The 16,969-nt window shown below is 61.8% G+C and carries 13 protein-coding genes, 1 tRNA gene and 4 pseudogenes; 6 read left to right on the forward strand and 12 right to left on the reverse strand.

The features are described from left to right. The first annotated feature begins 1,423 nt into the window (after positions 1-1,423). Positions 1,424-1,680, forward strand: a pseudogene (locus IVB18_RS48405) (hypothetical protein). Between the two features lie 612 nt (positions 1,681-2,292). On the opposite strand, the gene IVB18_RS48410 reads toward IVB18_RS48405, so the two are convergent. The 3 genes and pseudogenes from IVB18_RS48410 to IVB18_RS48420 all read right to left on the reverse strand — a co-directional run. Continuing rightward, positions 2,293-2,502, reverse strand: a complete 210-nt coding sequence (locus IVB18_RS48410) for a hypothetical protein (RefSeq protein WP_247991913.1) — start codon at positions 2,500-2,502, stop codon at positions 2,293-2,295. 227 nt (positions 2,503-2,729) lie between these two features. Further along, positions 2,730-2,837: pseudogene (locus IVB18_RS48415) on the reverse strand (SOS response-associated peptidase); the annotation flags it as partial. A 285-nt stretch (positions 2,838-3,122) separates the two neighbouring features. Next, a pseudogene (locus IVB18_RS48420) lies at positions 3,123-3,260 on the reverse strand (SOS response-associated peptidase); the annotation flags it as partial. A 474-nt stretch (positions 3,261-3,734) separates the two neighbouring features. On the opposite strand from IVB18_RS48420, the gene IVB18_RS48425 reads away from it, so the two are divergent. Together IVB18_RS48425 and IVB18_RS48430 are read left to right on the forward strand one after the other, a co-directional pair. Continuing rightward, a complete protein-coding gene (locus IVB18_RS48425; RefSeq protein WP_247987075.1) occupies positions 3,735-3,980 on the forward strand; it encodes a hypothetical protein in 246 nt (81 codons plus the stop codon). 162 nt (positions 3,981-4,142) lie between these two features. Continuing rightward, positions 4,143-4,397: a hypothetical protein gene (locus IVB18_RS48430; protein ID WP_247987076.1), complete on the forward strand. Its 255-nt coding sequence runs from the start codon at positions 4,143-4,145 to the stop codon at positions 4,395-4,397. Positions 4,398-4,406: 9 nt separating this feature from the next. Here the strand turns inward: IVB18_RS48430 and IVB18_RS48435 are convergent. The 4 genes and pseudogenes from IVB18_RS48435 to IVB18_RS48450 all read right to left on the reverse strand — a co-directional run bounded on the left by IVB18_RS48435 (position 4,407) and on the right by IVB18_RS48450 (position 6,304). Next, positions 4,407-4,799, reverse strand: a pseudogene (locus IVB18_RS48435) (hypothetical protein). Positions 4,800-4,899: 100 nt separating this feature from the next. Next, positions 4,900-5,514 carry a hypothetical protein gene (locus tag IVB18_RS48440; RefSeq protein ID WP_247987077.1) on the reverse strand — a complete coding sequence of 205 codons (615 nt, stop codon included), beginning with the start codon at positions 5,512-5,514 and terminating at the stop codon, positions 4,900-4,902. Positions 5,515-5,583: 69 nt separating this feature from the next. Continuing rightward, entirely contained in the window at positions 5,584-6,036 is a 453-nt protein-coding gene (locus IVB18_RS48445) for a hypothetical protein (RefSeq protein ID WP_247987078.1), read from the reverse strand. A 178-nt stretch (positions 6,037-6,214) separates the two neighbouring features. Beyond that, a tRNA-Ser gene (locus tag IVB18_RS48450) sits at positions 6,215-6,304 on the reverse strand. A 196-nt stretch (positions 6,305-6,500) separates the two neighbouring features. On the opposite strand from IVB18_RS48450, the gene IVB18_RS48455 reads away from it, so the two are divergent. Then, the gene (locus IVB18_RS48455) at positions 6,501-6,842 is read left to right on the forward strand and encodes a hypothetical protein (RefSeq protein WP_247987079.1); all 342 of its coding nucleotides are present in this window, start codon (positions 6,501-6,503) and stop codon (positions 6,840-6,842) included. 49 nt (positions 6,843-6,891) lie between these two features. Here IVB18_RS48455 and IVB18_RS48460 read toward each other — a convergent pair whose 3' ends face one another. From IVB18_RS48460 to IVB18_RS48470, 3 genes are all read right to left on the reverse strand, one after another. After that, complete coding sequence (locus IVB18_RS48460; protein WP_247987080.1) at positions 6,892-8,355, reverse strand: trehalose-6-phosphate synthase; 1,464 nt, start codon at positions 8,353-8,355, stop codon at positions 6,892-6,894. 242 nt (positions 8,356-8,597) lie between these two features. Then, entirely contained in the window at positions 8,598-9,422 is an 825-nt protein-coding gene (gene otsB / locus IVB18_RS48465) for a trehalose-phosphatase (RefSeq protein WP_247987081.1), read from the reverse strand. 3 nt (positions 9,423-9,425) lie between these two features. Beyond that, a complete protein-coding gene (locus IVB18_RS48470; RefSeq protein WP_247991914.1) occupies positions 9,426-10,913 on the reverse strand; it encodes an MFS transporter in 1,488 nt (495 codons plus the stop codon). 174 nt (positions 10,914-11,087) lie between these two features. On the opposite strand from IVB18_RS48470, the gene IVB18_RS48475 reads away from it, so the two are divergent. After that, positions 11,088-11,462: a DUF3175 domain-containing protein gene (locus tag IVB18_RS48475; RefSeq protein ID WP_247987082.1), complete on the forward strand. Its 375-nt coding sequence runs from the start codon at positions 11,088-11,090 to the stop codon at positions 11,460-11,462. Between the two features lie 194 nt (positions 11,463-11,656). Here IVB18_RS48475 and IVB18_RS48480 read toward each other — a convergent pair whose 3' ends face one another. Beyond that, positions 11,657-13,690 carry a HAMP domain-containing methyl-accepting chemotaxis protein gene (locus tag IVB18_RS48480; protein WP_247987083.1) on the reverse strand — a complete coding sequence of 678 codons (2,034 nt, stop codon included), beginning with the start codon at positions 13,688-13,690 and terminating at the stop codon, positions 11,657-11,659. Between the two features lie 334 nt (positions 13,691-14,024). Continuing rightward, entirely contained in the window at positions 14,025-16,064 is a 2,040-nt protein-coding gene (locus tag IVB18_RS48485) for a HAMP domain-containing methyl-accepting chemotaxis protein (RefSeq protein WP_247987084.1), read from the reverse strand. Positions 16,065-16,406: 342 nt separating this feature from the next. Between IVB18_RS48485 and IVB18_RS48490 the strand changes: the two genes are divergently transcribed. Further along, positions 16,407-16,892: a (2Fe-2S)-binding protein gene (locus IVB18_RS48490; protein ID WP_247987085.1), complete on the forward strand. Its 486-nt coding sequence runs from the start codon at positions 16,407-16,409 to the stop codon at positions 16,890-16,892. The last annotated feature ends 77 nt before the right edge of the window (positions 16,893-16,969 follow it).

A 16,969-nucleotide genomic window follows, 5' to 3' on the forward strand; every position in this document is an offset into this window, starting at 1 on the left:
CGTGACGACCAAGTTCGGTGGCAATCTTTGATACGCCAGCTCCCGCCCGGGCGAGCTTATACAATCGCTGGACCTCGCGGTCGGCCCATTGCTTTGGCTTTTGTGTTTTCATGGTGCGGCGCTCGGCACCAGCTAACCAGCGTGCCTGATTGCCCACACTTGGGAAATTTACGGGTCGGCGGCCCGCGCGCCGCGCGCGGATTTGTCCAACCTCTCGCAACGGGAGCGGCCGTGAACTGAGGCGGTAGCGCAGTCGCTCCGATGTGAAGCCAAACCGAAAATCGATACGCAGCAAGCGCGCCATCAACTGCCCGATTAGCTGTCAGAAAAACCATTAAAATCGTTCTGGGTCATAATCATAATGACTCTGACGCAAAAACAAAAATTAAGGTGAGGAAAAACACGGGAGGTTGGAATGGAAACGTACAGCGCTTGCGCGCGATGGCGTTGCTGTGCCGACAGAGCGCTGCGTATCATCCAGACAAAAGCTGGAAGCTGCTCGCTGAGGCCGACTATTGGGAGCATTTGGCGGCTGCTGCGCTCTCAGAGCAGCTGAAGGACGGCTCCGCCGCTGCGAATGACTTAGCTGCTGCTTAGTGTCGCAATTCGTCTCGGTTCGAACTTCATCGGGGGGCTAGCAGCATGAGTATTCGCAGTCGCACTTACAATTTTTCTCTTCTCCACGAACGGACGGGTGGCGGAAGCGAGGACTATCGTCAGAAGGCGTCTTGCCGCCAAATCGCGGCTGAAATCGACCATCTGGCATTAACGGGACATTGGCCTCATCGAGGTGCCTTCGGAGCTTCACCCCGATATAGAGGTGGGCTGCGCGACTTGCCTCTTCGATGCGACCGCGACTGCATGGCAGGTCAGTTGCGAAGGGCGCGGCCAAATGAGGCAACCATAGCGCAGACTGGGGTGGTTCCTTCGCGTCACATCGTGCAGAGCTAAACTCCTCCGTAGATCTATGCTGCAAACCGGAGGCTGACCCTCATATTCGACATTAGTAAGAGATGGAAATTGGCGCTACTTAACGTTGAGAACATTATCCGCGACAAGTGTGTGCGCGGCAACTGAATTCGATCTGTGAGGGCACAACGTTGAGCCGACGCGCGGTTGGAAGATCCGAGCACGAATTGCGAGAGATGACGCAGATGCTGGCGAGCCTATGCGAAGCTGCGCAACGACTCCCCGAGGGACCAGAGCGCCAGAATGCAATCAGGGAGATCGACGGATTTCAGAGGCGGCTGGCCGCGTTAGTTGCGCGTCCTCTAGGCTGAGGTTCCTGTCGGGGCGCCGGTGCGGGGCACGCCGTGTTGCGTTGCTGTCATGGCGCGAACTTTACGACAACGACGATCCCCAACGGCTCGGCACACCCCGGGCCGTTTCTATTCCGGCCGTAGCTACAAGTGAACGACTGGTGATGTCCCTGCAATTCCACCGTGCCGTCGAGGGCATGGAAGTATGGAGCGCAAGCAGCGACGACTTTTCGTTCGTGATCACATATGAGAGCCCCGCCGGTCCCGGATTTCACGGGCGCGCTCCGGCTATGTGGCATCATGGCGCCCGGTTTATCAGAGCCGTGGCGCGATCAAGATCGGCGGCTCTCCATTCAAGACGTTCGCGGAGGCGGAGGAAGCCTGTAACGCCGTACTGAAACATCTGACCAAGCCAGACTGAGTGTGAAGACAAAGAGCCTTCTCGGTCGCCTCGTTTGTCGGCAATATGAACGCGCGTCCCGATTGCGAGTTGCCAAACTACTTGGCAAGGCTTGGCGGTTCGCTTCTGACGGCGAACGATGAGCTCGGCTGGAGAACGCTCATTGAAGGATTGAGGTGATGGTCCGACGATCAAGCCAGCCAGGGTCTGGCGGTCAATTTGACAAGGAACAAGCCGAGCACATCGACCGGACACTGATGGATGAGCGCGGACCTTGGGGGGTGGGATGGCGCACTACCGAGCTTACCTTTTGGATCACGACCGCCACGTTATAAGCGTGGCCAATTTGCAGTGTGCCGACGAGCAGGAAGCACGGGAACGTGCTCAGCAGCTAGTTGATGCCAACGACATCGAGCTATGGCAACTTGATCGCCGTATTGCGGTGTTTGAGGCCGGCATAACCCGAACCTCGCAGGCGGCAGGACAGGGAAGCGTTCAGCGGGCGCAGCCCCCTACAATGAAGTCTAAGTGAAGGTTGCGACGCAAAGAGGCGCGACTCTGTTGAGCGCGAGGATGGCGGCTTGCTTGTGGCGATGCTCTAGAGATTGCAAATGGAGAACACCGGCCGCCGACCTACTCGACCTCGATCATTCGCTCCTTGTTGGCCCGCAGGCTGCGGAGGTAATAGCCTTGTGCCTGGACGGCTGACTTGATTTCATCGCTGACCTTGAGAACTCTTTTTCTGCTCTTGCGCCACTTATGTGCAGAGTAAAGCACGGGTACGGCAGAGCCTGTACTTAGAACGAGGAAGTCGCGCTTGTCATTGCGATAGACATCAAACACTTTCCGCCCCCGCTGATTATATTGAACTAAGAATGAAATATGTTTGGTCGTCTCAATGGACGAGCTTAGTGTCTCGAATGGCTGTGCGGGTTGTAAATCTGCAACGCCCGCGACTTTTGCTTCACCGCGTTCCGGAATTGGAACGAACTGATGCAAGGCCAGACCATCGCCAAATTGAGCGCACTAGGCAATTACTTCAGCGATGCCGTGAACGGCACGAGGCATCGGTTCTGAAACACGCCCGGCATAGGCTGCAAGTTGCCGACGTAGCGGTTGAACACGCGGAAGAGCGCTAGGATGGCGGCTTGGTTGGTGGTGATCGAATAGAGGTGCACACGGGTTTGACCGAAGGATTGCGGTGTTCGAGTTGAAGAGCCTACCGAATTTCCGCCACGAGTGCGTGCGCAAATGCGCGGATGCTCAAAGTCCCCCGCTGCGATCACTGTGAAGAAGAGTTCGCGCCAGAAGAGCTGACCGTTCTTGCACCACCGGCTGGGGACGGCGAGTTGATCTGCGCTCGGTGCATCGAAATCAAGCTCCGCCGCGCCATCGCGAAGCTATCGCGCGGTGATAATTGATGCCCCGAACGCATCGGCGTCATCTTCGGTCCCGGCGTAGGTGTTGTGGATCACGGGGGCTGGATTATCGGGGAAGACGCCGGACATCGGCGGCAGGTTGCCGACGTAGCGGTTGATCACGCGAAACAGCGTGCGGACGGCTTCTTGGTTGGTGGTGATCCAATAGATTGCACACGCCATCGTTTCCCCGCGCCCTCCTTGACCCGAATTAACTTGCGGGGCCGCCCCACAAAGCGCACCCTTACAGCATCACCGCCTCGACCCCTTGGCTGCGTTCGGTGACTGAGAGTGTTGCGCTCCCGGCCTATAAAGGGGGTGCGTCATGTCCGAGCTTCCAAAACCTATATTGCCGCAGCGCCGAACCATGAGGCGCAGATGCTTGCTATGCCAAGCTCCAATGGAGGTCCAGCGTATTGCTGCGGCCCGCGCGGGCTTTGAGCACTGGACACTCCGCTGCACAAGCTGCGGTCGCATCGACCAAATGCAGGTGGACACTGACCCGTTGGACTCCGGGGCGCTGGGCTGGATCGAAGGCGAACTGAGGCCACAGCACTAGAATGCGCGATAACCGAGTATGAAAAGCAAATGCGAGCGAGTTGCTGACGCGGACGTAGTGGCTGGTCGGCGTAGCAACAGCCGTAGCAGGAGGCTCCCATGTCACGATTTGTCGTCTGCTTCATGAAAGACGTGCTTGGCAATAACGGCCGCGAGCGCGAGGTCTGCCAGAGTTCTATCGAGATCGACGCCGCCGACGAAGGGGTGGCCACCGAGACAGCTAAGCGAAAATTCTGCGCATTGCAGTCTCTGCGCGACTGGTCACTGCATGCCGACCGGATCAAGATGATCTCGGCGGCCGATTTTCCATCTTGGAAGCCTGCTATCGACAACCACAAAGTGTGATCGCCATCGGCTCGAATGGATCGGTCGCGGTCTCGCGGCTTACGAATTCCAGCGTGGAGGAAGTCTGCTGCCACAACGTCGGTCCGGGCATGGTCTCGCCGATCATCGTGGCCGTCGTCTCGGAGCACGGCCGCGACTGCAGCGACGCTCCAAGGAGGAATTATGAAAGAACCTCTGACAATACCTGCGGAGGCCCAACCCCGAAACACCACTCGCGCTGATCTTATCCCGACCGAAGGGTTTTGCCTGGAAGTAGACGGCCGGATGAAGATGGTATTTCCAATGCTTCAAGCGGCTATGAAGCGCGCACGCGATCTCAAAGCCGAATTCCCGATGCTCCAAATAAAAGTGTATGACGCTGCGGAGAAGACGAGCACGCTGTTGGAGAGTCGGCCGGAGTTCAGTAAGACGCCCTAGCTAGGCACTTCACGGCTCTCCCGGCCACCACGTTGACGGCGGATCGCTCGCCAAAATCTTGTTCGGCCGCAGCGCTCCAGATGACTGCGCTTGTACGGATAGCCGCGAACTTCCTATCGCTCCAGCTCATGGATTGGCGTCGTCTTCGGCCGCCGGACGCTATCCAGCGCGATGGTCTGATGCGTATTGCAGCCGAGGCACTTCACTTCGAGATAGAGGTAACCGGCGTTGAGCACGTCGCCGAGTGCCGGGGACGGCTGCGCGGGTCCCTGAAAGCCGAGCATGCGTTTATTCCACGCTTCGCAAGCGAGCCTGGTCGGCCACCTTGCGCGCCTCAGCGGCCCGCTCTGCTGATGCTCGGACTGAACCGCCGTAGATGGTCTCTCGTGACTTGGTGCCCATGGGCCTATGAAAGCCCGGCGTTGGCGGCCGTGCAAATTATCAATCCGTTGGGGATCGATCCAGCGGCGGGCTACTGCGCGTCGCGGGTGTGGAAAACGCGCTAGGATTTCGGAAGTTTAATTACCCCCTTCACCTGGTCCCGAGATTCCTTGGCGATGCTCTCATGAAGAGCTGTGCCGGTTTCGATGAGGTGCTGTAGGTTGCTGGCCAGCCGGACAACGATATCGACCAAGGTCCCAAGCTCGGCGAACGTGACCGATTTTTGTAGCTGGCGTAGGGTCAGGTGGGCGATGCCCAGGTTACGGAAGTGCGTCAGCCTGCCATGGACGTTCCAATCGATTTCACGATAGGTCACCAGGTACTGGTTGATCAGCGCCGCCCGCGTCGGGGTGAAGACATCCGGGCCGCGTCGCGCCTCCAACTCCTCCACAAGAGCCGCCGTGACGTCCGGGTCCTTTAGGAGGTGGTAGACTGTCTGGAAACTGACGACCTTCGGATCGGCATCCAGAAGAAGAGCGACCCGCAAGGCGGCCATCAACAGAGTATCCCGATGCAAAACAGCGACCGGCGGTCGCCAATCGCCATCTGGATCATCGGGCAACATGAGAACGTCATTCAGCCCATCCGACGCACCGAATGACCATGCGCAGCGCGTCGCAACCGTGACCAGCCGGGCAGCGTTATCCAGGATGAAATCAGCACCTGCGTCGGACAAGGTCGCTCCTTAGGGACAAGAACGGCGTCGGACTGGTGGCAATCGCAGGTGTGGAAATCCCCGGCAAAATCACCGAGGAAAAATCACCGGCATAAGGTCCGAAATCAAATGCTCGACTACCTCGTCGGGAACCGTGTCGGTACCTCGCACCGCAAACGTTGCAGGTTGCGGGTAACGCGCGAAATGAGGTCGATGCAGTTTGTTGAGGACCGAAATGCTCTCCGCCAAATCGGGATTGCTTGACAAGCCGTAGGCCACGGCGAGCCGATACCAGCCCTCTAGATCGTGATTATAAGGCGGTTTCGCTGGCTCGGGATGCAATCCAGACTCCACGGCATGAAAGACAAAGGCCTTGAGAGCCAATTCTATGGCATGGGTGAGCAGAGCAATCCGTGGCCAATTAGGCTGACCATTCACATAACTGGCCAAGGGCATTGCCGCGTCGCGAAACTGCATGGCCCGGTGCAGGTATTCCTGCGCCTGCGATCCGCCAGTCTGAATCGGGAAGATCGGGGGTCTCATGGTCGCAATCCTACGGCGTATCGCGGATGTGGAAAATTGTTTGTCGAGTGATGCAGCGATTGCATGACTCGCGGCCGTCACGAGGAAATCAAAGCGGGATCAACGGACGAAAAATCGTGGGCAAATCTGTGGGTAGAAAATCTAGAATCTTTATTTATTGAATGATTTCAATGTGACTTGGCGGAGAGAGTGGGATTCGAACCCACGGTACGGTTTCCCGCACACACGCTTTCCAAGCGTGCGCCTTAAGCCACTCGGCCATCTCTCCGGAGCGCCTCTCTTGAAGGGGCGCCGGTGATTTTGCAAGAGACCGCGGGGAAATCGGGTGAATTTTCCGTAACATATTGTATTTTCGAGATAATATCAGAGATCGCGCGGCGGCCGCGGCCATCCTTTGGGCTGAACCGGATACGGCTTTGCTGCGACGATTCACCAGAGAACGCCAAACACGCCCGGGGGACGCCATGAGCATCCGCAAGACCATCGCCGCGCTGAGCCTGATTTCGGCCCTTGGCGCCGCCTTCGCCGTGCCGGCCGCGGCGCAGGTCTGCACGCGCCAGGGCGTCGACGTGAGCTGCGACGACGGGCGGCGCGGGGTGCTTTCGGGCGACGCCATCATCTGGCCGGACGGGACGCGCTCGAGCACAACGCCGCATCAGAGCGTGATCATCGGCAACAAGAGTTCAGTGCATGTCGGGCCGGGCGTGTTCGTCGGCCAGGGCAACGGCATGGTGCCGCTGGATGATCCCAACGCGCCGAACAAGCGGCGCTGCGCGATTCTGGATGGGGTCTCGTATTGCTATTGAGGCGCCGCTTGCGTTCACCTCGCCCCGCTTGTGGGGAGAGGGAGACGGACTAAATCAACCTTACGCCGGAGATCGCCGACTTCAGCCAGCGCAGCGCTTGCGGCGGCTGCGTGGCGAGCGGGGCTACGGCGGCCTTTTCCGTCCGGCATTTCTCCAGCTCGGCGACGAAATCGGCGGACCATTGCTGGATGGTGTGGCCACGCAGCGTCTTCATCATCGCTTCCCAGCGCATCTTGCGTTCGGTCAGCGGCATCGCGGCCGCGATTGCGATCGCACGCGCCATCCCATCGATGTCGTGCGGATTGACGAGCAGCGCGGTGTCGAGCTCGTTGGCGGCACCCGCAAACTTCGAGAGTACGAGCACGCCGGGATCCGCCGGGTTTTGCGCGGCGACATATTCCTTGGCGACCAGGTTCATGCCGTCATGCAGCGGCGTCACCACGCCGACCTGCGCGGTGCGGTAGAGACCTGCGAGCACGACCTGGCTAAAGCCCTTGTTGAGATAGCGGATCGGCGTCCAGTCGGCCTCGCCGTGACGGCCGTTGACGTCGGACACGAGACGCGCGACCTCGTTCTGGAGGTTTCCATAGGCCTCGATGCCAACACGCGAGGGATTTGCGATCTGCAACAGCGAGATGCTGCGCGAGAACTGCGGCTGCTCGGTCCAGAGCCGGTCGAACGCGCTGATGCGGTTGACGAGGCCCTTGGAATAGTCGAGCCGGTCGACGCCGATCGCGAGGCGCTCACCGTTGAGGCTCCGGCGCAGCCGCGATACGTCGGGATGCGAGACCGACTTCGCGGCATACGCTGCGAACTTTTCCGCATCGATACCAATCGGAAACACTTCGCAGCGGGTACGGCCATACTGCGAGCTCACGACGCCGTCTTCGACGGTGAGGCCGAGCTCGCCGCCGACACAGCCGAGGAAATTCTGGCGGTCCTCCTCGGTCTGGAAGCCGAGCAGATCGTAGGCCAGCATCGCCGTGATGAGCTCGCGATGATTTGGCACGCCCTGCATCACCGCGACGACGGGCCAAGGCGTGTGCAGGAAGAAGCCGATCGGATCGTCGACGCCGAGATCGCGCAGCTCCGCACCGAGCGCGAGGAAATGATAGTCCTGCACCCAGAACGCAGTCCGCTGCTTTCGGAAGCGCATCAGCGCGCGCGCCATGAAGCCGTTGACCTCGCGATAGCTGAGATAATCGCCTTGTGAGACGCGGATCAGATCGCTGCGCGAATGCAGCGCCGGCCACAACGCCGAATTGGCAAAGCCTTCGTAGTAGCCACCGTAATGCGCCGCCGGCAGATCCAGCGTCGCCAGCGCCCCCGAACCGAGCGCTTCGATCTCGGCAAATGGCTCCTTCTGATGGCCATCACGTACGCGGCCGGAGGATCCCACCCAGATCGCGCCCGAATGTTCCACGACCGGCAACAATGCAGCCGCAAGCCCGCCCGTCATGGGTTCATTAGGTTTGTCACGCGCGACGCGATTTGAAACGACGACTAAATTCACAGGTCGTCCCCTCCTGTTCATTCCAACCCGTTTAACTGATGTTCATCAATATGGTTCCTGTTCATCGTTTCAACCAATTGAAACCAAAATCGGGCGCGTGCGCTGGAACCGGGCTTTGCCCGAGGAACCCGAGGATTCTACTGCAAAGACAGTTTTTGCGGCAGTGTTGCGCAGCAGGAATTGTGCTGCGCAGCGGAACTGCACGAGCCGCATTATGTCTGGGGCATGGCGCTGCCTTGCTTTTACCTCGTGTCGTCGAGCAGGCGCGCGAGGAATGTGCGCACGTCGCTTGGCGCATCGAAGTGGCCGTTGACGCCGATGGCGCGGCGACCGACCGAGAAGGAAAGCCCGTCCATATCGGGCATGATCGCGAACACGGTCTCGTCGGTGACGTCGTCGCCGATGAAGATCGGACGGCGCCCCATGAACGGCTCGTGTTTCATCAATTCGCGCACGCCGCTTGCCTTGGTGAAGCCGGAATGCTTGATCTCGCAGACGAACTTGCCGGGCAGCACCTCGATCGGCGCGTTGGGAAGATCTGCGCGGATCAGCGACACGGATTCGTAGATCGCCCTCTCCGCATGCGGCGCGAGGCGATAGTGCAGCGCGAGCGAATAGCCCTTGTCCTCGAGCAGAATGCCCGGGCTGAGCTTTGCAATCGCGGCCAGCCGCCGCTTCAACTCCTTGTCCATCGGCGGCGCGTGCACGTCGTCCGCTTCATTGTCCACCGACAGACGCATCTCCGCGCCGTGACCACCGACGCCGCAATAGACGTCGGGGGCAAAGATCAGGTCGAGGTCGTTGAGCGAGCGGCCGCTGACCAGCGCCAACGCGCCCGACGTGCGTTCCACCAGCCGGTTGAGGGTATTCGACAGCCCCGGCGGCACCCAGACCTCGCGCGGCGTCGGCATCAGCTCAAGCAGCGTGCCGTCAACGTCGAGCAGGATCGCGATCTCGTTCAGATGCGGCACGAGCGCATGCGGCACCGGCACCGTTTCCGGCGCGTCCTCGTCGTCGTGCATGGTTCGTTCGTCGTCCAATGGCATTTCCGCCAGTTCTGATTTCATAGCTTACTCCATAAAGGCGAGCGGCCGCGCGATTTGTTCGAGCGATCTGCGTTCCGCGGCGACGGCATAGCGCCACGCCACGATCGCGGCCGCGATCATCAGTGCTGCCCCCAGCAAATAGCCGGCGAACACGCTGTTGCGCGAGCCGGTGTCGATCAACACGCCGAACAGCGCCGGCCCGATCACGCCGCCGATGCCGGTACCAACCGCGTAGAACACCGCGATCGCCAGCGCGCGGATTTCCAGCGGAAAGGTCTCGCTGACGGTGAGATAGGCTGCGCTCGCAGCGGGCGAGGCGAAGAAGAAAATCACCATCCAGGCGATGGTCTGCCCTTGCGCGCTCAGGGCGCCGATCGAGAACAGATAGCCCGACAGCGCCAGCAGGAGGCCTGAGATGCCATAGGTGAACGTGATCATGGTGCGGCGGCCCAGCGTATCGAACAGGCGGCCGAGCAAGAGCGGGCCGAGGAAGTTGCCGGCGGCGAACGGGAGCAGGTACCAGCCGACGTGATCGGCGCTGATGCCGTAGAAGTCAGTCAGCACAAGCGCGAAGGTGAAGAAGATCGCGTTGTAGAAGAAGGCCTGCGCGATCATCAGCACAAGGCCGACCACGGCTCGCTGGCGATGGGTGAAGAATAGCGTGTGCACGACTTCGCCCAGCGGCGTGTGATCGCGCATCTTGAGGCGGATCTTCGCAAAGCCCGCGCCGCCACTATCGTGGTTATGTCCGACCACCGAGCGCTCGATCTCGTCGACGATTTCATGCGCCTTTTCGGGATGCCCATGGATCATAAGCCAGCGCGGACTTTCCGGGATCCACATCCGCATCAGCAGCACGACGAGGCCGATGGCCGCGCCGATGAGATAGGCCAGGCGCCAGCCGATATCTGGACCGATTACCGCGGGGTCGAGCAAGACGATAGCCGCAACGGCGCCCATCGCGGCGCCGATCCAGAAGCTGCCGTTGATGATGAGATCGGTCCAGCCGCGATAGCGCGCCGGCACCAGTTCCTGGATGGTCGAATTGATCGCGGTGTATTCGCCGCCGATACCGGCGCCGGTGAGGAAACGGAACAGCGCGTAGCTCGCGATATTCCAGGACAATGCGGTTGCGGCGGTCGCCGAGAGATAGAGCGCGAGCGTGATGAAGAACAGTTTCTTGCGACCTATGCGGTCGGTCAACCAGCCGAAGCCGAGCGCGCCCAGCACCGCGCCGGCAAGATAAGCGGAGTTGGCAATGCCGAGGTCGAGGTTCGAGAAGCGCAAGGTCGGGCTCTGCTTGAGCGCACCGGAGAGAGCGCCCGCCAACGTCACCTCGAGGCCGTCGAGGATCCAGGTGATGCCGAGCGCCAGCACGATGCGGGTGTGAAAGCCGCTCCAAGGCAGCGCATCGAGTCGCGCGGGAATGCTGGTCTCGATGATGCGGTCGGCTGCGGCCGCCGCCGAGACCGCAGGACCAAGATTCAGTGCTGGGCTTTGCTGCAATTCCATCGCGTTGTTGCGTCTAACCAATGCCACGCTCGACGTGACGTGGACGGATTCGATCGATCATGAGAGTGCGGCATTCCGCCTGCCACCTGCGACAACGCCTGCGGCGGTGGCGGGTTCCTTTGGGAACACCGCCCCGGCCCGTTCGTTTCCGATGGAGCCGCAAGGAGTTGATGCATGGCTCAAGTCAGAAAGAGGACACATTCGCGCAAAACAGCAGCGCGCCGGAAGACCAGCGCGCGAGGCAGCGCCACCACGCGCAAGAACTCAACACGTGCCGCGCCGAAGCGCTGGTCGCAGCATGTCACCAAGGAAAGCAACGCGCTCGACCTGAAGCGCGGCGTATTCAAGCTGACCAGCCCGAAGCAGATCGCGGCCTCGCTGAAGCGCTCGGCCGAGCACAGTTCGCGCCGCAAGACCGGCGCCTACCGCTCGGCGCTGTCGATGCTGACGTTCTACATCAATCGTGCCGGGAGTACGCTGCCGAAGACGCAACGGACGCGATTGGAGCGGGCGAAGGTGGAGCTGAAGCGGGCGTTTGGGAGGGAGTGAGATTTCGACAGCGCCTCTCCCTCCCTCGTCGTCCTGGACAAGCGAGCGGAGCGAGCGCTGATCCAGGACCCATTGCCCCAGGGCGTGGTTTGGCGAAGACTCGCGGTTATCAGCTCGCCCTACGACTCCTCCCTGTGGTAATGGGTCCCGACCTTCGCCAGGACGACACTGGAGGGTGATGCGACAGCGGAGCGTTACGCTGCCCTGATATTCCCCATGAAGCGGTCGAGTTCGGCGCGCAGGCGGGTGCTTTCGCTGGAGAGGGACTTGGCCGAGTTGAGGACCTCCTCCGAGGCAGACCCGGTCTCGGCGGCGCCGCGGTTGACCTGGCCGATGTCGGTGGCGGCGGTCTGAGTCCCTTGCGCGACGGTCTGGACGCTGCGGGCAATCTCCTGCGTCGCCGCGCCCTGCTGCTCCACCGCGCTGGCGATCGATGTCGAGATCGACGAGATCTGGCCGATGGTCGCGCCGATCTCCTTGATCGCGGCGACTGACTCGGCGGTGGCGCCCTGCATGCCGGCAATGTGCGAGGAAATCTCGTCGGTGGCTTTTGCCGTCTGGCTCGCCAGCGACTTCACTTCGCTCGCAACCACGGCAAAGCCGCGGCCGGCCTCGCCAGCGCGCGCCGCCTCGATGGTGGCATTCAGCGCGAGAAGATTGGTCTGCTCGGCGATCGCCGTGATCAGCTTGACGACCTCGCCGATCTGCTGGGCCGCATGCGACAGTTTTCCGATGCGGCTGTCGGTTTCCTTGGCCTGCCCAACGGCGGCTTCCGCGATGCGGCTGGAATCGCGCACCTGGCGGCCGATCTCCTCGACCGAGGCCGAGAGCTCTTCCGTCGCGGTCGCGACCGACTGCATGTTGCTCGAGGCCTGCTCGGAGACGCCGGCGACCTGGCTCGACAGCGTCTGCGTGGTCTCGGCTGTACGCGTCAGCGTCGAGGCGGATGATTCGAGCTGCACGGCGGAGGCCGAGACGTTGGAGACGATGGCACCGACCGCGCTCTCGAACTCGTCGGCAAAGCGGATCAGCTCGGAGCGGCGGGCCGCACTTGCCTCCTTGTTCTGGGCCTCGCTCACGGCTGCATCGCGCTCGGCTTTCGCCACCGCCTGGACCTTGAACTCCTCGACCGCGCCGGCCATCTCGCCGATCTCGTCCTTGCGGCCGAGTCCCGGCAGCACGACGTCGAAATTGCCCGAGGCGAGCTCGCGCATCGCCTTGCACATCGCGATCATCGGACGCGAGATGCCGTTACCGAGCATCCAAGCCAGCACGGCACCGACGGCAAGACCACCCAGCGCCATCATCAGCATCAGCCACTCGGTCTCCACGATCGTCGCATTGGCGCTCGCCTCGATGCGCTGCTGGTCGGCGGTCAGGTCCGACCGCAGCTCAGCCGAGAGTTTGACGATAGAGGCAGCCGTCTTCGTCATCTCGCCGTTCAGCTTGACGATGACCTTCACGTTCTCGGACAGCTTCGTGAAGGAGGTGCGGTACTGCTTCAGCAGGTTGCCGATCTCGGTGACACGATCGGTGATCTTCTGGTCGTTCGCATAGATCGAGACCAGCAGGGTCTCCAGGAACTTGATGCGGGCGATCACGCCATCGGCGGTCTTCGGCTCCGGTTTGGCGACGAAGGCGCTGACCGAGGTGGAGACCGCGAGATATTGTGAGGTGACGTCCTTGGCCGTGGTCTGGACCGATCCGAGCCCCGCCAGCGCCGCGGTGTCGGCAAGATCGTCGAACTTGAAACGAATCTTGTTGCCGACGCTGTTCAGCTCGTCGGTTGCGATCTTGCCGTTCTCGCGCGTCAGCGTGATGATCTCGCTGAACACCTTGGTGAAACGCTGGAACTCGGCCTCGAGCTTGCCGACCTGCTCGCGGCGCGCGGCCCCGGTCGTGGCAGACATCGACTTCGAGATTGCCGCCTTCAGGTTCTCTTCGGCAGCCTTCGCCGCGGTCTCGTCGTCCGCCGCACCGGTCAGCGTATAGGCCCGCGCCAGTCCCTGATAGGCGATCAGCTCGCGATCGACGGTCCGCGCCAGATTGGCTTCCGACACGCTGGTTCGGTAGGAGGCCACGGCGCCCGCGATTCGCTCGAAGCCGAAATAGGCAAAGGCCATACTGACGGCGAGGATGGCAAGCACCGCCACGAAGCCGAGGATGATTTTTGCGCGAAAACGCAAGGTGAGCAGCTTCGATGTGTTCGGCTTGGATTTAACGGACATTCCCCCACCCCATTCCATTCGCGGAAAACCAGGCGCAGTCCGGGAGCAGCCCGCTCCCCGACTCTTCTGCACGTTACCGGGCAAAGGATAAGCGCCGGTAAATTTGTGGCATCGCAACTTGCGGTTCGGTGCCGCGGGGACACAGTCGCCGCCGTTAGGAGTTGAGTACCAGCGTCAATCTCCGCTCGTCGTCCCGGCGAGGGCCGGGATCCATACCCCCAGGGAGAAGTGCGGCGCGAGCTGGTAACCCCGAGTCTTCGCCAAACCACGTCCTGTGGTAATGGGTCCCGACCTTCGCCAGGACGACACTGGAGGGTGATGCGACAGCGGAGCGTTACGCTGCCCTGATATTCCCCATGAAGCGGTCGAGTTCGGCGCGCAGGCGGGTGCTTTCGCTGGAGAGGGACTTGGCCGAGTTGAGGACCTCCTCCGAGGCAGACCCGGTCTCGGCGGCGCCGCGGTTGACCTGGCCGATGTCGGTGGCGGCGGTCTGAGTCCCTTGCGCGACGGTCTGGACGCTGCGGGCAATCTCCTGCGTCGCCGCGCCCTGCTGCTCCACCGCGCTGGCGATCGATGTCGAGATCGACGAGATCTGGCCGATGGTCGCGCCGATCTCCTTGATCGCGGCGACTGACTCGGCGGTGGCGCCCTGCATGCCGGCAATGTGCGAGGAAATCTCGTCGGTGGCTTTTGCCGTCTGGCTCGCCAGCGACTTCACTTCGCTCGCAACCACGGCAAAGCCGCGGCCGGCCTCGCCAGCGCGCGCCGCCTCGATGGTGGCATTCAGCGCGAGAAGATTGGTCTGCTCGGCGATCGCCGTGATCAGCTTGACGACCTCGCCGATCTGCTGGGCCGCATGCGACAGTTTTCCGATGCGGCTGTCGGTTTCCTTGGCCTGCCCAACGGCGGCTTCCGCGATGCGGCTGGAATCGCGCACCTGGCGGCCGATCTCCTCGACCGAGGCCGAGAGCTCTTCCGTCGCGGTCGCGACCGACTGCATGTTGCTCGAGGCCTGCTCGGAGACGCCGGCGACCTGGCTCGACAGCGTCTGCGTGGTCTCGGCTGTACGCGTCAGCGTCGAGGCGGATGATTCGAGCTGCACGGCGGAGGCCGAGACGTTGGAGACGATGGCACCGACCGCGCTCTCGAACTCGTCGGCAAAGCGGATCAGCTCGGAGCGGCGGGCCGCACTTGCCTCCTTGTTCTGGGCCTCGCTCACGGCTGCATCGCGCTCGGCTTTCGCCACCGCCTGGACCTTGAACTCCTCGACCGCGCCGGCCATCTCGCCGATCTCGTCCTTGCGGCCGAGTCCCGGCAGCACGACGTCGAAATTGCCCGAGGCGAGCTCGCGCATCGCCTTGCACATCGCGATCATCGGACGCGAGATGCCGGTGCCCAGCAGGAAGGCAAGGACGGCACCCAGCAGCGTGCCGCCAACGGCCAGCATCAGCACCAGATGCTCGGTCCGCTCGATCGTTGCTTCCGACTCCGAATCCAGCCGCTGCTGCTCGGCGACGAGGTCCGCCTTCATGGCGGTCGCCCCCTGAAGGATCGCGCCCGCCGAGCCGCTCATCTCGGTAACGAGGTCGTCGATCATCTTGGCGTTGGCGATCAACTTCTCCAGCGCCTCGCGGTAGGCGCCGAGCAATCCCTTTGCATCCTTCAGGCCGGCGACGATCTTGTCGTCCATGGAATAGACGGCGCCGAGCGAGTTCTCGACGAATTTCAGCCGCGCCAGCGCGCTGGTGGCGATCGCCTGGTCGGACGTCAGCACGAAATTGGTCGCCGCCGCGCTCGCGGTCTGGAACTGGGCATTGACCTGCTTGGTGCCGAACTCGATCGCCTGCGCCTCGGAATCGGAGGCGTTGTTGCCGATGTCGTCAAGCTTGTACTTCAGGAGGTTGGCGTTACGCGTGAGCTGGTTCTGCACCAGCAGCGCGCTGTCGCGCTTGGCCTGGAGGACCTTTGCGAAGGTCGCGGAGAAGTTCGAAAACTCCTTGGCGAGCTTGTTGAGGCTCTCCTGCCGCGCCGGCTTCTTGGCACTCTTGACCGCCTGGTCGATGGCCCCCTTCAGGCTGGCCTCGGTGTCCAGCGCAGCCTTGGCGTCGTCCTCCTTGCCGGTAACGACGAAATATTTGACCGCCGAGCGGTAGGCGAGCAGCTCACGGTCGATGTTGCGGGCGAGATCGGCCTCGGTGACGCTGGTGCGGTAGGACCCGACACCGGACGAGACCCGCTCGAAGCCGAAATAGGCAAACGCCATGCTGCCGGCGGAGATCACCAGCACCGCGGCAAAGCCGAGGATGATCTTTGCGCGGAACCGGAGGGTCGGAAATATGGTGCGCTTTGACGGCGACGCGATACGCCCGGACATTCCCACCCCCAATTTTCTATTCGGCCGCGATCCGGAGGCGCCCCGCCCCCAGACCCGGATGCGCAAAACTAGGGCAGAATCGATAAGGGGCGGTAAATTCGGCGCACAGGTGCAATTTTTGGCTTCGTCGGCCAAAGGCCGACCGGATTGGGATGACCGCTGGGCATCCCACCTCGATCCACCGTCCCGCCGGGGACGACCGGTTCGCCCACGCAAACCATTGCGTCCCCGACCGGATCGGTGACTTTTCCATGACGCGGGCGACCAAAATCCTAGTTGCAAAGTCCGGGGGCGGCGGTCTCTAATTAGAAACAATCAAAATCATCCCGGGAGGACTTCACCGTGTCTACAGTCAAACTGACAGTGAACGGCAAGGCCGTTGCTGTCGACGTCGAGGATCGCACGCTGCTGGTCCAGCTCCTGCGCGACCACCTCAACCTCACCGGAACCCATGTCGGCTGCGACACCAGCCAGTGCGGCGCCTGCGTCGTGCACATGGACGGCCAAGCGGTGAAATCCTGCACCATGCTGGCGGGCCAGGCCGACGGCGCCAACGTCACCACGATCGAAGGCATCGCCAAAGGCGACGAGCTGCACCCGATGCAAGCCGCCTTCCGCGACAATCACGGCCTCCAGTGCGGCTATTGCACGCCGGGCATGATCATGTCGGCGATCGACATCGTGCACCGCCATAGCGGCCAACTCGACGAAGAGACCGTCCGCCAGGAGCTCGAAGGCAACATCTGCCGCTGCACCGGCTACCACAACATCGTCAAAGCCGTGCTGGATGCGGCCGGACGCATGAAGGTTGCGCAGGCGGCCGAGTAAAAACGGCTCGCCTCGAACAAAAGAACCACCACCGCGGCTTTCGATGGAAAGCGCGGGTCAAAACAATTCCGGTCGGG

It is taken from the genome of Bradyrhizobium sp. 186 (assembly GCF_023101685.1).
GTDB lineage: Bacteria > Pseudomonadota > Alphaproteobacteria > Rhizobiales > Xanthobacteraceae > Bradyrhizobium.

Excerpts from the sequence above, each read along its gene's own strand:
- IVB18_RS48425 (WP_247987075.1), top strand. The coding sequence starts at position 3,735 with ATGTCACGATTTGTCGTCTGCTTCATGAAAGACGTGCTTGGCAATAAC.
- IVB18_RS48430 (WP_247987076.1), top strand. The coding sequence starts at position 4,143 with ATGAAAGAACCTCTGACAATACCTGCGGAGGCCCAACCCCGAAACACC.
- IVB18_RS48445 (WP_247987078.1), bottom strand. The coding sequence starts at position 6,036 with ATGAGACCCCCGATCTTCCCGATTCAGACTGGCGGATCGCAGGCGCAG.
- IVB18_RS48455 (WP_247987079.1), top strand. The coding sequence starts at position 6,501 with ATGAGCATCCGCAAGACCATCGCCGCGCTGAGCCTGATTTCGGCCCTT.
- otsB (WP_247987081.1), bottom strand. The coding sequence starts at position 9,422 with ATGAAATCAGAACTGGCGGAAATGCCATTGGACGACGAACGAACCATG.
- IVB18_RS48470 (WP_247991914.1), bottom strand. The coding sequence starts at position 10,913 with ATGGAATTGCAGCAAAGCCCAGCACTGAATCTTGGTCCTGCGGTCTCG.
- IVB18_RS48475 (WP_247987082.1), top strand. The coding sequence starts at position 11,088 with ATGGCTCAAGTCAGAAAGAGGACACATTCGCGCAAAACAGCAGCGCGC.
- IVB18_RS48480 (WP_247987083.1), bottom strand. The coding sequence starts at position 13,690 with ATGTCCGTTAAATCCAAGCCGAACACATCGAAGCTGCTCACCTTGCGT.
- IVB18_RS48485 (WP_247987084.1), bottom strand. The coding sequence starts at position 16,064 with ATGTCCGGGCGTATCGCGTCGCCGTCAAAGCGCACCATATTTCCGACC.